This window comes from Prosthecobacter sp. (genome assembly GCF_044222565.1).
Classification (GTDB): Bacteria; Verrucomicrobiota; Verrucomicrobiia; order Verrucomicrobiales; family Verrucomicrobiaceae; genus Prosthecobacter.
Genome location: NZ_JBGANA010000021.1, coordinates 99,280 through 115,426, shown reverse-complemented (window position 1 = coordinate 115,426; position 16,147 = coordinate 99,280). Strand labels below are relative to the sequence as shown.

Below are 16,147 nucleotides of genomic sequence, written 5' to 3'. Positions count from 1 at the left end.
AGACGGCGCTCCCGCCTTGCCACTGGGGCCGCTGCGCTCGCCGGTTCAATATGACAATCTTTTCGAGAACTGGTCTAAATGTCTTGCAAAGGATCGCCGTTCAGAAAATGCCGGCGGTGAAAGGTTCTCGAAACAATCGGCTGTGATTCGATGAATGATGATGAAAAAAGCGTGCTTTCTGCGACGAGGCCTGTGAGGTGGAAACGCTTGGTCTGGGGCGGTGTGCTTTTGCTTTTTTGTTATGCGGGGTCGTACGCCGTCAATACTTGGGGCGGGGGCTACTGGGACAGGCTTGAACGGGATGGGAAGGACCGATATGGCTTCGGGCTGAGCATGCCGACGGCCTTGTTGTGGCAGCCTCGGTTTGGGTATTGGACGCCGTTTTCTTCGGATGCGATCGGGCTGTTTTTTTCGCCGCTGATCCGGCTGGATCGCCGGTTCGTGCATGGGACGCATTATGCGACGGATGCGGGTTTTGAGGCGTGGATGAATAGCCGTGCGGTGGATGAGTGGCATCCGCTTTTTAGGGGGCGACTTTTAGAGATGAGAGGGCGGAATGGGGGCGATGACGGGGGGAATGAGGTAAAATGATGCTGGGTAAAATGATTTGGAGTTTGAGGGCTGGGGGATTTTATTTTTTGTTTTGTTCATATACCACGAAGAACCAGAATGTATTGGGGAAGGTTTTTTGTGGGCGAGGGGCGTGGGCAATGAAATGATTGCGCAATGGATTTTTTGCGTGCGGCTATAATAGGGATGGCCGGTCGAGATTGAAAATATCAATCTGCTTGCTCGCGAAAAGGTCTTCCAGCGCATCGCTGCCGTTTGATTCTGCAAATCGATATTCATTCTCTGAGACAGGCACGACCATGAGCCAAGCCACGGTCTTGTCGCTCAAACGCTGTGTTGTCAGTTTGTCCCAGAGAAAAGGGGAGGAAAAAAGCACGTGCTTCATTTCTGACCTTTTCCGATACATGCTCACGACGTCTGGAAAAATGACGCCTGGTCCAATTTTCCATTTTGAATTGATGACACAAAAGGCTGCTGTGGAGACGATGTTGGCTGCTTCTTCAAAGGCGGATCCGAATGCGGCAACAAACTCGGTGCGAAGGTCAGATCCGCTCCCGTTGTTTACCAATGAGTGGTCTGACAGGCCGATGGTGGCATGGGAGGTGACGCCCTTTTGGGGCGCATTTTCACATGACAGGATATCGACCGCACTGATTTTTTTCTCGTCCCAGTATCGGAAGACTTGAGGAGTTCCTCCAAACACGCCGACGACTGTTTTTGCCAATTGTTTGTTTGATTCAGATATTTTCACGCCTGTTTCGTGGTGAGGTGTAAGTGACCGGGAGGAGGACTTGCCGGAAGAGTAGGAGATAGCGGACGGAGGGTGAGGATGGAAATTTGTGGGGGGCTCACTCGTTCTTCTCCTGCGGATGCTCTTTCTGAAACTCCTTTACAAGTATTCGGGCTTCTTTGATCCGCTTGGAGGCTATGGCTATGGCTATGGCTTTGGCGGAGGTCAGGGCAGCGGAGGCAATGGGGGCTTCGTCTTGGTTTGCGGCTTTCTATTCGGTGTTTTTTGCGTCCTGGACTTTGGGGTAGTACCAGTCGTAAAGCTTCTTTAATTCGGGATTGTCCTGCCAGAAGGCCCAGTGGGCTTCGAGAAGCTTCTTGCACTCCCACTTGCGGTCGAGTTCATAAAGGGTGCGTGCGCGCAGCATGAGGATTCCCGGGCGGATGTTTTTCTCTTCGTTCGCAAGCTCGATGGCGCGGTCGATGGGGGGCAGGGCTTCTGCGGGCTTTTCGATTCCGAAAAGGGTGATGCCTAACAGGGTGAAGGCATCGATGTCCCGGGGGGTGGCTTTGGTGTGTTCCTGAAGCAGGCGCACGATCTCGGGGCCTTTGCTCGGACCTTGCTTGTAAAGCTCGCGCGCTTGCTCGTAGAGCGATGCATCTGCTGCGACCAGATGGGTGGCACAGAGCAGGCAGATCAACAGCAGGGGAAGGTTCATGAGGTGAGGTTGTGGAGGAGGGACGACACGGAATAGGAAGGAAGAGCCGGACCGGTTAAAGCCGGTACCACAATGCGTAGAGGCTGGTGGAGTTGGCGGAGTGGTGGAGTGGTGGAGTGGTGGAGTGGTGGAGTTGCTTGGAGGGGTGAGTTTGTGGCGGGGGGCCTTGGTCGAGGACGAGTTCGAGTAGGAGGACGAGGACGAGCCGGAATAGGGAGGAAGAGGAGGAGTAGGAGGAAGAGGAGGATGAGGAACGCGGAGTGTGAGGAGGGAGGTGTGTGAGGGGCTCACTCGTTTTTCTCCTGCGGATGCTCTTTCTGAAACTCCTTCACGAGCTTTTGGGCTGCTTTGATCTGCTTTTCGGTGAGGGTTTTTTGGAGGGCTTTGGCGGAGGTTTGGGCGGCGGGTTCGGGGTTGTCTCCGGCGGAGGCGAGGAGGTACCAGGAGAGGGCCTGGACGGGGTCTTTTTTGACGCCGGTGCCGTCGCGGTAGGCATCGCCGAGGGCGTTTTGGGAGAGGGCTTTGTTTTGCTGGGCGGCTTTGCGGTACCACTCGATAGCGGCGGCGGGGTCGGCGGGGGTGCCGAAGCCGTCCATGGTGCAGTCGCCGAGGCGATGCTGGGCCCAGGGGTGGCCCTGGGCGGCGGCTTTGCGGAACCACTCGACGGCCTGGGGCGGATCGTCGGGGAGGACTTCGGCGAGGTAGTGGGCCTGGCCGAGCTCGAACTGGGCGTCGGCAAGGCCTTGCTCGGCGGCTTTGCGAAACCAGGGGATGGCCTTGGCGGGATCTTTCGCGATACCTTCGCCGTATTTGTAGCATTCGCCGAGGTGAAACTGGGCGAGCGCGAGGCCCTGCTCGGCGGCTTTGCGGGTCCAGGAGAAGCCTTGCTGCGGATCTTTGGTGAGGCCCTTGGCCTGGCCTTTGGCGGGGCCTTGGAGGTAGGCATCTCCAAGGGCGTCCTGGGCGATGGGGAGACCCTGGTAGGCGGACCTGACGAGCCACTCGATGGCGGTGATTTCGTTTTTCTCGGTGCCCTGGCCAAGGTGGTAGCAGAGGCTGAGCTGGAACTGCGATTCGGCATGGCCTTTTTCGGCGGCTTTGCGATACCACTCGAAGGCTTGGGCGGGGTCCTTCTCAAGGCCTGTGCCGCTGGTGTAGCACTGGCCGAGGGCGAACTGCGCGGGGGCGTGGCCTTGGAGGGCGGATTTGCGATACAGGGCGGCTGCGGCGGCTTGATCGACGGGCATGTGATCGCCTTTGAACTGGGCGTTTCCGAGCTCGTACTGGGCGCCGTAGTGGCCGTGCGCGGAGGCTTTGGTGAGCCAGCGGATGCGGTCGGCGCTGTCTGTGCTGTGGAAGAGGGCCATGCTGTACTCAGCGGTGGGGTAGTCCTGGTCTGCGGACTTGCGGGTCCATTCGGCGGCTTTTTCGGGATCTTTGGCGAGGGCGGTGCCGGAGCCGAGGCGGTAGTAGGAGCCGAGATCGTACTGGGCGATGGCGAGATTTTGTGCGGCGGCTTTTTTGAGCCAGCTGATGCCGGTGGCGGTGTCCCAGGAGGTGCCGCGGCCTTTGAGGAAGCAGTGGGCGACGCGGAACTGCGCGCGGGAGTGGCCCTGCTCTGCGGCGCGGAGCTGCCAGTCATAGTACTCCACCTCCTCCAGGGCGTAGTGCTGGGCGAGGAGGTACTGGGCGTGGGCGGTGCCTTTTTCGGCGGCCTGGAGCAGCCATTTTTCCGCAGCGACGGGATCGGGGGTGTAGTGCGGGCTCTGGAGGTAGCGGGGGTCTGCGGCGCCGAATTCTTCTGCCAGAAGCTGGTATTTCCTAGCAGCGGCGCTGTCCTGCGGGAGGCCCTGGCCGCTCTCATAGAGCTGGCTGAGGGTGCGGAGGGCATTGGCGTCTGCGAATTCGGCGGCATAGCGCAGCCAGAAGGCGGCGGTGGCGGGGTCTTTTTCCACGCCTTCGCCCTGGAGGTAGCAGAGGCCGAGGTGATAGCTGGCGGTGGCATTGCCACGGTCTGCAGCGCGGCGGAACCATGAGGCGGCGGCGGCGGGGTCTTTGTCCACACCGATGCCCTGCTGATACATGAGGCCGAGCTCGAGCTGGGCGGCGTCGCGGCCCTGGGACTCGGTGCTGGTGCTTTCGGCGGCTTTTTGAAACCACTCGATGGCGGTGCCGATGTTTTTGGAGACGCCCTGTCCATTCTGGTAGCAGAGGCCGAGCTGATACATGGCGTGGGTGTAGCCTTGGTCGGCTGATTTGCGCAGCCAGTCGAGCGCGGCGGAGTAGTCGGGCTCGGTGCCGCGGCCGCGGAAGCAGGCGACGCTGAGGTAGTACTGGGCGTAGGACTGGCCCTGGGTGGCGGCGCGGCGGAACCAGGTGACGGCGGTGGCGGGATCGAGCGGGGAGCCGCTGCCTTTCCAGTAGCTGAGGCCAAGGCGGTACTGGGAGTAGGGGAAGCCTTGGTTGGAGGCTTTGAGAAACCACTGCACGGCCTGCTCGGGATCGTAGGGGACGCCTTCTGCGTTCATGTAGCAGAGGCCGAGGCGGTTCTGCGCATAGGCGTCTTCCTGCGCGGCGCCTTTGCGAAACCATTCGATGCCGGCGGCGGGGTCCTTGGTGACGCCGATGCCGTCCAGGTAGCAGATGCCGAGGCGGAACTGCGCGGTGCTGAGATTCTGCTTTGCGGCGAGCTGGAACCAGCGGACGGCGGCGGCGGGGTCTCGCGCGATGCCGACGCCATCGCGAAGGTGCTGGCCGAGGGCGGTCTGGCCGTAGGGCTCGCCCTTTTCGGCGGCTTTGCGATACCATTTGATGGCTTCGGCGAGGTCTTTCGGCACGCCTTCGCCGGTGGCGTAGGCATTGCCGATGCCGTAAAAGCCGAGGGGGTCCTGTTTGTTGGCGGCGAGCTGGAACCACCGCAGCGCCTCCCTGCCATCGCGCGGTGCGTAACGGCCATCGCAGAGGGCGAGGCCGAAGCGGCTCTGGGCCCTGGCATCGCCCTGCTCGGCGGCTTTGCGCAGCCACTGCATGCCGACGGCTGGGTTCTTCTTCACGCCGTCTCCTTTGAAGTAGGCGTCTGCCGCGGCGAGCTGGGCCTGGAGGTGGCCCTGAATGGCGGCTTTGCGATACCACTGCATGGCATCTTCTGGCACTCTGCGGGTGCCTTTGCCTTCGTGGATGCGCTGGGCGAGGGCGAACTGCGCGGCGGCATCGCCCTTTTCAGCGAGCTCTCGGAGTTCGGCGATGGGGGTGGTGTCGGAGGCGGGGGCTGTGGGTGTGGCTGTGGGGACTGGGGTGTCGTGCTTGGATGGCTCGGGCTGCTGCGCCGGGGCTGCTGATGCGGCGAGGAGGAGCAGGCTGAGGAGGAGCGCGCTGAGGGCGAGGGGCTGCGGGGCTTTGGAGTGAGTCATCATGGGGCCGAGGTGATGAGCGAAGCAGGGAGGGGGGAGCAGTGACAAGATTAAAGCTGGAAACGGAGTGGCGGCCTACGGAACACACGGAACAAACGGAAAATCAGACAAAGATCCCCGGGTGTGCAGCGGGCGATTCATTCTCGTTTTTAGGTTAAAGCTAGGCGGAGAGATGGGCGAAAAAATGGGCCGGAGGGGTGGCCGCAAGAAGGCGCAAAAGGGACGCAAAAAGGGGGGGTGGTTTTGGCGGGTGTGTGGATGGATGGGGGGAGGATCGAGGACGAGGCGGACAGGGAGGAAGAGGAAGAGGAAGAGGAAGAGTCGGATGGGCTGCTGCGGAGTCGCGAAGCGAACCCCGAACTACGTACGAAGAGGCTGGCGCAGGGGCGAAGTGGTGAGATGCTTTGAGGCGCGGATTGTGGCGGAGCGAAAGGAGCGAGGACGAGTTCGAGTAGGAGGACGAGACGAGAGGGACCCGTTCTTTGCTCTGCGAGCTGCGAAGGGCTCGCTGCGCGAGGGAGATCACTTGGCGTGGGATTTTTGGAACTCCTGGACCATGCGCTCGGCTTCTTGGATTTGTTCGGGGGTGAGGGATTTTTGGAGAGTGGTGGCGGAGGTGAGGGCGGCGGGTCCTTTTTGGGCGGCGGCGAGGAGATACCAGTGGAGGGCGGTGACGGGGTCTTTCCCGACACCTTTGCCGTCGCGGAAGGCATCGCCGAGACGGTTTTGGGCGAAGGGGTCGTTCTGGTCTGCGGCTTTGCGGAGCCATTTCACGGCTTCGGCTGCGGCGTATTCATTGGCGGCACCGAGGTAGAGGGTTTCGCCGAGGGCATACTGAGCCATGGCATAGCCTTGCTCGGCTGACTTGCCCAGCCAGAGGAGGCCTTGCTTGACGTCTTTCTCCACGACTTCGCCGCGCAGGTAGTCCTGGCTGAGGACGAACTGGGCGTGGGGATGGCCCTGCTCGGCGGCTCTGCGGTTCCACCGATGTCCTTCTTTGAGGGACGTTGGCACGCCATCGCCCGTGGCATAGCATCCGGCGAGGGCGTTTTGGGCGACGGGATAGCCCTGATGGGCGGCTCTGGTCAGCCACTGGATGGCGGTGGGGAGGTCTTTGTCCACGCCGTCTCCCATGCGGTAGTGCAGGGCGAGTTCATACTGGGCTCTGGCCTCGCCCAGTTCGGCGGCCTGGCTGTACCAGTGCACGGCCTGGGCGGGGTCTCTGGGGGCGTCTATGCCATTGGAATAGATGGAGGCGAGGGCGAACTGCGCGACGGTGTTGCCCTGGTTGGCGGCTTTGCGAAACCAGGCGATGGATTGCTCCATGTCCTTGGGAGCGCCTTTGCCTTCATGGTGGGCATTGCCCAAGGTGAACTGTGCCATGAGAGAGCCGTGATCCGCGGCGCGGCGCAGCCAGTTGAGGAAAGCTGCTGCGCTGGTGCTGAAGTGTTTGCTCATGGCGAACTCGGCGGGTGCGTAGCCCTGGAGTGCGGCTTTGTGTTCCCAGTTCCGCGCCTCCTCGAGATCGTTGGCCACGGCATTGCGCTGCCGGAAGTGGCCACCGAGCTCGTGCTGGGCGATGGCGAGGTCCTGGTCTGCGGCTTTGCGCAGCCATTGCAAGCCTGCCTCGCGGTCTCCGGCTGTGCCGCTGGCTTTGAGGCAGCATTGTGCGACCCTGTACTGGGCGTGGCGATGGCCCTGCTCTGCAGCTTTGAGATTCCACGTGTAGTATTCCACATCTTCGAGGGCGAAGTTTTGGGCGAGGGCAAACTGGGCCTGAACCTCTCCCGCCAAAGCGGCTGCGCGGGTGAGCTTTTCGGCGGCGACGGGGTCGGGGGTGTAAGCTGGGCCGTGAAGGGCCTGAGTGTCTGCCAGGCGAAGCTGCGCGGCTTCTAGAGCGAACTTGCTGGCGGCGGCTTCGTCCTGCGGGATGCCATCGCCGCCCTTCGAGTAGAGCTCGCTGAGGGCGAAGAGGGCATCGGAGTTGCCGAGTTCGGCGGCGTAGCGGATCCAGAAGAGGCCGGTGCCGGCGTCTTTGATCACGCCCTTTCCCTGGAGGAAGCAGAGGCCGAACTGGTGGCAGGCGGCCGGGTAGGCGCGGAGGGCGGCTCTGCGGAAATAGCTGGCTGCGAGGGTGGGATCTTTCTCGACAACGATGCCCTGCTGATGGCTGAGGCCGAGCTGGTACTGCGCGTCCTCGCGGCCGTGGCCGTCGGTGCCGGGCTGCTCGGCGGCTTTGATGAACCACTCATGGGCCGTGGCGGCATTCTTCGCCACGCCCTGACCCTGCTGGTAGCGCATGCCGAGGAGGTACTGGGCGGTGACGTAGTCCTGCTCGGCGGCGCTGCGGAGCAGCTCCATGGCGGTGACGCGGTCTTCCTCTGCGCCGCGGCCCTGCCACAAGGCCACGCTGAGGAGGAACTGGGCGAAGGCTTCGCCACGCTTTGCGGAGAGGCGCAACCAGTGGACGGCCTTTTCTGGATCTGCGGGCACGCCATCGCCTTTCCAGTAGCAGAGTCCCAGGAGGTATTCAGCATAGGAGTAGCCCTGCTTCGCGGCTTTGCGATACCACTCCATGCCGGCGGCTTTGTCCTGCGGCACCTGGTCTCCATTCATGTAGAACATGCCCAGCCGGGTCTGCGCGGGGGGATGGTCCAGCTCGGCGGATTTGCGCACCCACTCGAGGGCCTTGGCTTTGTCCTTGGGCACTCCGTTACCGTCCGCATAGCAGAGGCTGAGCTGAAACTGGCCGGTGGCAAAGTTTTGCTGCGCCGAGGCGAGGAGCCAGCGGACGCCCTCGGCGGGGTCTTTTTCGACGCCTTTGCCCTCCAGATAAAGGTAGCCGAGGGAAGTCTGCGCATGGGCATCGTTCTTCTCGGCGGCTTTGCGATACCATTTGAGGGCTTCGGCCATGTCCTGCTTTTCGCCTTCGCCGGTGGAATAGGCGTGGCCGATGCCGAACATGCCGAGGGGATCGCCCTGCGCTGCGGCGAGGCGGAACCACTTCAGGGCTTCGGCGAAGTCTTTCGGACCTGCGCGGCCCTCGGCATAGGCGAGCCCAAATTCGGCCTGCGATCTGGCGTGGCCCTGCTCGGCGGCTTTGCGCATCCATTGAAAGGCGACGGGGAAGTTCTTTTTCACGCCATCGCCGGTGAAGTAGGCGGTGGCTGCGGCGGCCTGGGCGAGGACGTGGCCCTGATTGGCGGCTTTGCGATACCACTGCAAGGCCTCGGCGGGCTCTGCGGGGAGGCCATCTTTACCCTCATGGTAACGCTGGCCGAGGGCGAACTGCGCGGCGGCATCGCCCTTCTCAGCGAGAGTGCGGAGATCGGCGATGGGGGTGGTGGCGAAGGGGGAGGCTGTTGGAGACGTGGGTGTGGGTGTCGGTGTGCCTGGTGCTTCGGCTTTGGCCGTGGGGGCTGATGTTGGTGCTGAGGGCTTTGGTACCTGGGCCGAGACGGGGAGCGCTGAGGGGAGGCTCAGAAGGAGCGCGGTGAGTGCGAAAACCTGCGGGGCTGTGGAGGAGGATGTCGTCATCATAGAGCCGAGGTGAGGAGCGAAGCAGGAAGAGGGGTGAGTTACAAGTTTTTGGTACGAGTTTTGGATGGTGGATGGTGGATGGTGGATGGTGGATGGTGGATGCTGGGGCGCAGGCGTGGGGCGGAGCTTTATGAGGACGCTGCTGGTGAGGTGCAGATGTGGCGAAGCGATGGGTTTGCTTCCCGGTTTGCGTGCGGTGAACCCAGGGGAGCACTCGCTAACGCTCGGCACCCCTGGGCTGAAATACGGAAGGCCGTTGGCCTTCGAGGCAATGGGGGGCACACCGACCGCGTTGCTCAGCTATTTACTTTTAACGCCTTCATCCTTCTTTTTGGCGGCATCCCGATCTGCATTCGCCTTTGCAAAAAGAACGGCCAAGCGCGGAAAAGCGTCAGTGGCGGCTATTTTCATCAGTCCGTCGTACATGAGGACTCCTTTCATCGGCTTCAAGTTTCTGGCATCAATCTTTAAATTTCTGATTACTTCGCGGGCGTCGGCATAAGTATAACCTTCGAAGAAAAACAAACCTGCTTTTTTCTGCTCCTTAAACCAGCAGAGCATTAGGATAGAGTGCTGAAAGTTTTGACCGAACGCGATGTATGACTCCTCCTTCCATAGAGGGTAGGCGTCTTGAGCGTGAGTTCGGACGTATTCATCATCATTTTCCTCCAGCAATTTGAGCAATAACAAATGCTTTTCTAAGGCAAGATTGACCAGTTCCTCTGTGCAGTCGGCTGGAATAAAATCCGCGCATTTATGGCTCACGAAGTCCTCAGCATTCGCCAGTTGCGTCGTCGAACAAAAGCCGATGAAGAGAATTGCTTTGATGATTGAGTTCATGGGTGTGATGCATTCTTCCAAAGGTATGACGCAATGCTCACTCCTTTGCAGAGGCTGGGAGGAGAGGGGCTTTTTGGCGGATCAGGGTCAGGGCCTGCTGGGTGCGGGAGCGAACGGTGGGGCTGGGGTCTTGAAGCAGTGGCCGGAGGGCCGCGACGGCTTCGGCTGCGGTGCCGTGGGCCTGATGTCCAAGAGCGAGAAGGAGGTGGCATTTGACGGCGTCGTCCTTGGAATCGTGGAGCAGCTGCAGCAGGTCGGGGATGACTGCATCGGCGGCCTGCTGGCTGATGCCTCCCAACACATCCACGGCGGCAACCTGCACTTCTCTGCTTGAGTGCTGGAGCAGCGGGAGCACCGCACGGGCCACGGCGGGAGCCTGCTCACTGCCGATGCTGTGGAGAATCTCCACGGCGTTCTTCCGCAGCCCGATGTCGGTGGTTTGAAGCATGGGCAGCAGTTCTGGGATGAAGGGCGCTGCCCGCCCGCCCATGCGGCGCAGCACATCTCCGGCGAGAGATGCCGTCCAGAACTTCGGATGCCTGAGCAGAGGCGGCAGGTCTCTGGCCAGGGTGGGCACGGCTTCCGGGCCGAGTCCGGCCAGCTGGTAGATCGCGACGTGGCCACCGCCTTCGCACAGCAGCTCCAGCAGCGCACTGGTGACCTCGGGGGTGTATTTCGGCCCCATCTTCTGGAAGAGTTCGCACGCGGAGCTAATGTCTGATTGCTCTGCTTCGGGATCCAGGGTCACCAGTGCCTGGAAGCATTCTTCGTAGGTGCCTCCCAGGTCTATCAGCGCTTCGGCTGCGTAGCATCTTGTTGCGAGGCTGCGGTCCTGCAGCAGCCCCCGCATGGCGGAGAGGGCTGCGGGTCTGGCCGTCTCATCCAGCGCCACCACTGCGTATGCGGCACGGTATGCCACGAAGAAGTCGGGATCACGGAGCAGGGGCAGGACGTTCTGGACGGTCCCTGGAGAGGCGGCCTTGCCCTGTAGCCGCAGGGCATGCAATGCATCGCCTCTCACCCCGGCATCAGGGTCGCGGAGCAGGGGCAGGATGGCCTGAATGACCTCTACAGGTGCGAACGGGCCCTGCGCTCCCAGTGCGACTAAAACAGCCCCTCTTACGCCGTCGTCGTTGTCATGGAGCAGGGGCAGCAGCTCCGGCGTGTAGGTGGCTGCGGCGTTGCCGGCAAAGCCCAGCGCTTCTACCACGAGGAATCTCACCCTGTCGTCAGGATCCTTTAGCAGCGGCAGCAGTGCCGGGAGCATCTTGGGAAAGGAAGCGGGCGTCATCACCGCCGAGGCACATAGTGCTCCCCATTTCACGTCTGGATCAGCGTCCTGCAGCAGTGGCAGAAGCTCTTTGTCTGTGATAAAACGTGGACTGACCCAGCTCAGATTTCTCATGGATAAGATCGCCGTGTGGCGCACTTTGGGGTCTGCATCCCGCAGCAGCGGCAGGAGGGCTGGACCCAGTGTGGGGATGGGAGTCTTATCGTTCAGCGTTTCGAGCACTTTGATCACGTCGCACCTGACCTCAGCGGAGGGGGCCTGCAGCAGCGGCAGCAGGGCTGCTGCTACCTGGGGCGTGGCCTGCGTCTTCTCGCCGATCTCCCTCAAAACCTCCACGATGCGGCGCTGGTCAAGGGGGCTGGCTTCTTTGAAAAAGGACAGCACTTCATCGATGAGCGCAGGAGCGTCCACCCTGCTGATCTGCACGAAGGCCTTCATCACCTCCAAATCGGCAACTCTTTGGAAGGTGTAATGGCCCAAACTCAGCGACGGCAGCAGCTTGTGAACATGGGGGATGGCGGCCCGGCCCAGTTGCCCCAATGCCATTCTTGCGCTCGCTTGAAGGTGCATGTTGCGATTCTGCAACAGTGGCAGAAGCAAGCCCAGAACGTGAGGGGCGTCCTCCTCACGGGAGATTTTTACCAGCGCTTCCACCACCGCTACACACACTTCGTTGTTCGTGTCTTTCAGCAGCGGCTCCAGCGCCGGGATGAAGGGCGCGGCCCCCGGACCCATGCGGCCCAACGCCTTTACGGCGCGATACCTCGTCAAATGATGGGAGCCTTGGAGCATTGGAATCAGCTCGCCGGCATGCGCCTGAGACTCCGGGCCGATTTTGTCCAGCGCCTCTGCAGCACTGCCTTGCAGGGTCAGGTGGGTTATGTCGGAATAGATGTAAAGATCAGAAACCCGGGCACTGTACTCCTGCCGCAGGTATGGCAGCACGGCCTGGAACACCGCGGGAGGGCAGCCCTGCACCACTTCTCCGAGTGCGGCTGCGGCGGTGCCGCGCAGGTCTGCATCTGCATGGTGCAGCAGCGGCAGGAGGTCCTCCATTTTCAGGCAGTGACGCGCCCAATGCTTCTGCAGGCAGGACTCAAGCGCCTGGAGACGCACCGGAGTGGAGGCACCTGCCAATGCTGCACGGATGGCCGCGATCTGCTCAGGCTCCGGCTGCGATGAGTCTGCTGCTTTCTTTTTTTCCGCCGTGGCTTCTGGGGCTGCAGCTCCGCACAGCGTGCCTGCAGTACCGAGCGAGAGGAGGCTCAGCAGCCACACGCGGCGCAAGAACAGGTGAAATGCCATGCGTGGCATTCGAGCAGAAGTTGCCGGGCCAAGGCAATCACTAAGATGAAGAATGTGGGTGCGTGAGGTGGCGGGGGCCTTTGACTCCTGAAGAGATTCGTGGGCGGAGGATGTGGTGCGGGCTGCTGCGCTGGGGCTGTGAGCGGCAGGGCGATGAGGACGCTTTCTCTATGAGTACAGAGCCGTCACGAGCTGCTGGGCGGCCTGCTGGGGGAGGGTTTGAATGGTGGCGTGGAAACGGGTGCCGCTGTCTTTGACCCATTCGCGCAGGGTGTGGGCTTCGCGGGACTTGGTGTCGAAGCTGGCCTCCCACAGAATTTGCGGCGCTCCGGGACGGAGGACTTTGCAGTGAGTGTGAAGGACGGGGCGCAAGGTGTGGGTGCCTTCGAGGAGGCAGCTGAGGTGCAGTTCGATCACGGAGTCCACTCCGGTGCCGGCCAGATCGGGGTAGGCATAGGTGCGGGAGTAGGCGGGGGCGTTCTGGGGTGGAGAGGGCGGGACGAGGCGGACGGGGGAGGCTCCGTGCTGCCGGGCTGCGAGGTTAAACGCGGAGAGATATTGGTCTGTCCACTCGGTTTCGCCGTGGCGGCCGCGGGAGATGACGCGGGCTTTTTGGAGGTCGGCAGCGGAGGGCTGCTTGTGGGCGGCTCTGCCGGCGGTGGCACGCAGCAAAACGAAGGGAAAGAGCGCCAGCCCGACCAACTGCCAGGGGCCGGTGCCCTGGCCGTCGAATGTGGATTCATATTTTTCCATGGTATCGCCCTCCCAGATTGAGTCATCGCCGTCCTGCAGGATCCAGGCGCAGCCGCTGCCAGAAGGGAGGCTCATGGAGAGCGCGGGGCGCCGGAGCAGTTTCTGAAAGCCGTTCTTCGGGGGTGCGGGGATATACCCGTCGGTTTTCTTTGAGGCGCACTGGCAGAGCAGGCTGCCGGCCAGGGAGGCGATGAGGCTGCGGAGCGTGACGCGCCCGTCGCGATGACTCGAAGGAACCTTGGCGTGGAGCGGCATCCTTCCTTTTACGTGGAAAGATGGTGCGGTTTTCATGGTGCTTGCTGTTAAAAAAGAGTGGGAAAGGCGGGATAGTCTAGCTGCGGCTTTGCCACGCTTCATTCGGAAATTGGGCCGATGGGGGCCCTGGAGCGTGAGGTGGATTTTCAGCGGGCGTAGAGCGAGGCCACGAGCTGTTGCGCGGCCTGCTGCGGGAGTGTTTGCACTGTCGCACGGAATCGCGTGCCGCCGTCTTTGACCCATTCCCGGAGGGTGTGCGCCTCCTGGGACTTGGTGTCGAATGCGGTCTCCCACAAGGTGCGCGCGTCTCCCGGGCGGCGGACGTGGCAGTAGGTGTGTAGCACTGGCCGCAGGGTGCGGGAGCCTTCAAACCGGCAGCTGAGCTGCAGATCGATCACGGCACCCACGCCTGTGCCTGCGAGATCGGGGTAGGTGTAGAGATCCACGAAACCTGGGGACGCGGTCTGGGATGTACGCGGCGGTACGATGCGGACGGAGGTGGCTCCGTGCTGAGCGGCAGCGGCCTTGAATCCGGACTGGTAATGTTTGACCCAGTCTGCGGCGTTGTGGCGGTCCTGGCAAATGTCCCTGGCCTGACCGCGCTCGTCTTCGGAAGGTTTTTTGTAGGTGGCATTGTAGGTCATGACACCCAAAAAGAGTGCGGGAGCGGCCATCAGACAGGCGACCAGTTCCTGCCCGGATCCTGCACGGCTTAAATCCAGATCATAGTCTGCCAGCGCATCGCTGTCCGAGAGGATCCACGAAGAGCCGGAGCCGGTGGGGCGGCTGATGGACAGAGCAGGACGTGTGAGCAGCTTTCGAAGGCTTTTGTCTGGGGCGACGGGCAGGTACACATCGTTTTTTTTGAAGGCGCACTGGGACAGCAAGGGGCCGGCGAGCGAGGCCATGAAGCCGCGGCGCGTGAGGCGCGTGGCGCGGCCGGTGGGAGGAGTGGAACAAGCCGTGGCTTCGTGTGTACTGAGTGCTTCGGACAAGGATGGGATGGTCTTCATGGCGGCTGCGATTTGATTTTTTGGGAAGGGCATTGCACATGCGCCTTCACCTTCACCACGCTTCATCCGGATGTGCGGAGGGATGGTTACATGAAGAGTGGAACAATCTGCGGGGCCGGTTATCCTGACGATCCTATGATGTGGTGGAGACGGACGCCGGCGAAGATTTTGGAGCAGCCTGAGGCGCGTGGGCGGTGAATGAGCTGTACTCGCGCATCAAGGGGGATCGCACGTTTGCGCAACTTTCACGGGCGGAGCAGGTGCTGGTGCTGACGGTGAGGCTGGAGCGTGAGGTGCTGAATGGGACGGTGTGGCAGTACATGAGCAACTCGTCCGGGGATCTGTTTGATAATGCGGTGCGGGCGCTGGATGAGATCGGCGCGGATGAATGCAGCGGTGCTTTGAGTGAGATCGCCACGTGGTTTGAGGAGGGGGTGGTGCCGAGGGAACGTGCGGCGCGGAATGTGCAGATGGCGGGGATCGAGGATGGGACGACGGAGATGGAGCTGGAGAGGCGTGTGAGGGAAGTGAACGACAAGCTGAGTGAGGGGTTTCCGAAGATGACCAGGCTGCTGGTGGAGTATTTGAAGGGGAGGGTGGAGGAGATCAGGTGAGGGGCGTTGGGTGGTAGTTTGTGGTATGGGGAGTGTGGAGGGGCCCGCTGTTTGTCTGGCGAATGCTCGAAGGACGGCGAACCTTTTAGACCATGGGGCAGGCTTTTTCAGAACTGAGCTACCTCCAAAACGGCGGCGGCTTGCTTGGGGCTGGAGGCGAGGGTGAGGGAGTCGCGGAGAAGCTGGCGCTCGGCGGTGGTGGGGAGGTGGGCGTCGAGCTGGGAACGCCAGGTTTCCGCAGCGGATTGGCCGGAAGACGCTTCTGGAAGACGGGATGTGCGAAGCGGGCGATGGGTTCGCTTTCCGGATTGGATGCGGGAACCCAGGGGAGCACTCGCTAACGCTCGGCACCCCTGGGCTGCATGACGGAAGGCCGTTGGCCTTCAGGACAGAGGCATGGGTCTAAAGGGCGATGAACTTTTTCAGGGGAGCCGCAGACCGGTGGAGCCAATGACGATTCGTCTTAACGAAGAGGCGTTCATGGCTGGGAGCACTTTCGGAAACTTAGTGATTCGAATGAACGTTGTAAGGGGATTCTGTCACTCCGTGAAACGATGAACCGCAGGCGATTACTTGTCATTGGAGGGTTGATTTATCTCCTGGTTTCGGGCGCGGCTTATTTGCTCGTTTCGAATCGGTGGCGTGGTTTAATGAACGCCAAGCCGATGGAATTGACCACCAATCAAATTGTGCAGCTTCGTAGTGAGGGAAGAGTTTTGCCGGGGATGACCAAGGCGCGGGTGATTGAGCTGGCCGGGCTGCCTTACAACCCGGTGGAGGAGGACGTTTGGATCTGGTCGTTCGACATGCGCCGGCCTTCGGCACCGAGTTCGTGGAGAAAATATGGAGACGGTGGTGCGTTGTTTTTGGTTTTTGAGGATGGGAAGACGATTTCAACCTTTTGTGCCTCGGGCTCGGCATCGCCCCAGGAATTGTATGCGGCGAAACGGGGCGTTGAGGAGGGGAGGGTGCCTGAGCGTTATTGTCTGGAGGTCGGACGGAAATGAGGGGAGTGCTGTGGTAGGTTATGGTTGTTCGTGGTATGCGGTGGGCTGGGTTCCGGAGGGTGGGAACACGGATGGCACGGATTGACACGGATGCCGGAGGC

Annotated in this window: 12 protein-coding genes; 4 read left to right on the top strand and 8 right to left on the bottom strand. The window is 61.5% G+C overall.

Annotated features, from left to right (window positions below; genetic code table 11):
* Positions 1-150 precede the first annotated feature (150 nt).
* Complete coding sequence (locus ACILSR_RS25205) at positions 151-591, top strand: hypothetical protein (protein WP_395752578.1); 441 nt, start codon at positions 151-153, stop codon at positions 589-591.
* Between the two features lie 154 nt (positions 592-745).
* Here ACILSR_RS25205 and ACILSR_RS25200 read toward each other — a convergent pair whose 3' ends face one another.
* From ACILSR_RS25200 to ACILSR_RS25165, 8 genes are all read right to left on the bottom strand, one after another.
* On the bottom strand, positions 746-1,321 hold the full coding sequence (locus ACILSR_RS25200) for a suppressor of fused domain protein (protein WP_395752577.1): 576 nt from the start codon (positions 1,319-1,321) through the stop codon (positions 746-748).
* 250 nt (positions 1,322-1,571) lie between these two features.
* On the bottom strand, positions 1,572-2,018 hold the full coding sequence (locus tag ACILSR_RS25195) for a tetratricopeptide repeat protein (protein ID WP_395752576.1): 447 nt from the start codon (positions 2,016-2,018) through the stop codon (positions 1,572-1,574).
* 287 nt (positions 2,019-2,305) lie between these two features.
* Positions 2,306-5,431: an SEL1-like repeat protein gene (locus ACILSR_RS25190; protein ID WP_395752575.1), complete on the bottom strand. Its 3,126-nt coding sequence runs from the start codon at positions 5,429-5,431 to the stop codon at positions 2,306-2,308.
* 519 nt (positions 5,432-5,950) lie between these two features.
* On the bottom strand, positions 5,951-8,968 hold the full coding sequence (locus tag ACILSR_RS25185; RefSeq protein ID WP_395752574.1) for a hypothetical protein: 3,018 nt from the start codon (positions 8,966-8,968) through the stop codon (positions 5,951-5,953).
* Positions 8,969-9,268: 300 nt separating this feature from the next.
* A complete protein-coding gene (locus tag ACILSR_RS25180) occupies positions 9,269-9,808 on the bottom strand; it encodes a hypothetical protein (protein ID WP_395752573.1) in 540 nt (179 codons plus the stop codon).
* Between the two features lie 37 nt (positions 9,809-9,845).
* Positions 9,846-12,404, bottom strand: a complete 2,559-nt coding sequence (locus tag ACILSR_RS25175; protein WP_395752572.1) for a HEAT repeat domain-containing protein — start codon at positions 12,402-12,404, stop codon at positions 9,846-9,848.
* Positions 12,405-12,572: 168 nt separating this feature from the next.
* On the bottom strand, positions 12,573-13,448 hold the full coding sequence (locus tag ACILSR_RS25170) for a hypothetical protein (protein ID WP_395752571.1): 876 nt from the start codon (positions 13,446-13,448) through the stop codon (positions 12,573-12,575).
* A gap of 110 nt (positions 13,449-13,558) precedes the next feature.
* A complete protein-coding gene (locus tag ACILSR_RS25165; protein WP_395752570.1) occupies positions 13,559-14,425 on the bottom strand; it encodes a hypothetical protein in 867 nt (288 codons plus the stop codon).
* A 194-nt stretch (positions 14,426-14,619) separates the two neighbouring features.
* Between ACILSR_RS25165 and ACILSR_RS25160 the strand changes: the two genes are divergently transcribed.
* The 3 genes from ACILSR_RS25160 (at position 14,620) to ACILSR_RS25150 (ending at position 16,046) form a co-directional block, all read left to right on the top strand.
* Positions 14,620-15,039 (top strand): DUF4375 domain-containing protein, encoded by a 420-nt coding sequence (locus ACILSR_RS25160; protein ID WP_395752569.1) that lies wholly within the window; start codon positions 14,620-14,622, stop codon positions 15,037-15,039.
* 92 nt (positions 15,040-15,131) lie between these two features.
* Positions 15,132-15,380 carry a hypothetical protein gene (locus ACILSR_RS25155; RefSeq protein ID WP_395752568.1) on the top strand — a complete coding sequence of 83 codons (249 nt, stop codon included), beginning with the start codon at positions 15,132-15,134 and terminating at the stop codon, positions 15,378-15,380.
* Positions 15,381-15,593: 213 nt separating this feature from the next.
* Complete coding sequence (locus tag ACILSR_RS25150; protein WP_395752567.1) at positions 15,594-16,046, top strand: hypothetical protein; 453 nt, start codon at positions 15,594-15,596, stop codon at positions 16,044-16,046.
* The last annotated feature ends 101 nt before the right edge of the window (positions 16,047-16,147 follow it).

What these genes read in the sequence shown, in the direction of transcription:
- ACILSR_RS25205 (WP_395752578.1), top strand. Translation starts at nt 151, where the DNA reads ATGAATGATGATGAAAAAAGCGTGCTTTCTGCGACGAGGCCTGTGAGG.
- ACILSR_RS25195 (WP_395752576.1), bottom strand. Translation starts at nt 2,018, where the DNA reads ATGAACCTTCCCCTGCTGTTGATCTGCCTGCTCTGTGCCACCCATCTG.
- ACILSR_RS25190 (WP_395752575.1), bottom strand. Translation starts at nt 5,431, where the DNA reads ATGATGACTCACTCCAAAGCCCCGCAGCCCCTCGCCCTCAGCGCGCTC.
- ACILSR_RS25185 (WP_395752574.1), bottom strand. Translation starts at nt 8,968, where the DNA reads ATGATGACGACATCCTCCTCCACAGCCCCGCAGGTTTTCGCACTCACC.
- ACILSR_RS25180 (WP_395752573.1), bottom strand. Translation starts at nt 9,808, where the DNA reads ATGAACTCAATCATCAAAGCAATTCTCTTCATCGGCTTTTGTTCGACG.
- ACILSR_RS25175 (WP_395752572.1), bottom strand. Translation starts at nt 12,404, where the DNA reads ATGGCATTTCACCTGTTCTTGCGCCGCGTGTGGCTGCTGAGCCTCCTC.
- ACILSR_RS25170 (WP_395752571.1), bottom strand. Translation starts at nt 13,448, where the DNA reads ATGAAAACCGCACCATCTTTCCACGTAAAAGGAAGGATGCCGCTCCAC.
- ACILSR_RS25165 (WP_395752570.1), bottom strand. Translation starts at nt 14,425, where the DNA reads ATGAAGACCATCCCATCCTTGTCCGAAGCACTCAGTACACACGAAGCC.
- ACILSR_RS25155 (WP_395752568.1), top strand. Translation starts at nt 15,132, where the DNA reads ATGGGGCAGGCTTTTTCAGAACTGAGCTACCTCCAAAACGGCGGCGGC.
- ACILSR_RS25150 (WP_395752567.1), top strand. Translation starts at nt 15,594, where the DNA reads ATGAACCGCAGGCGATTACTTGTCATTGGAGGGTTGATTTATCTCCTG.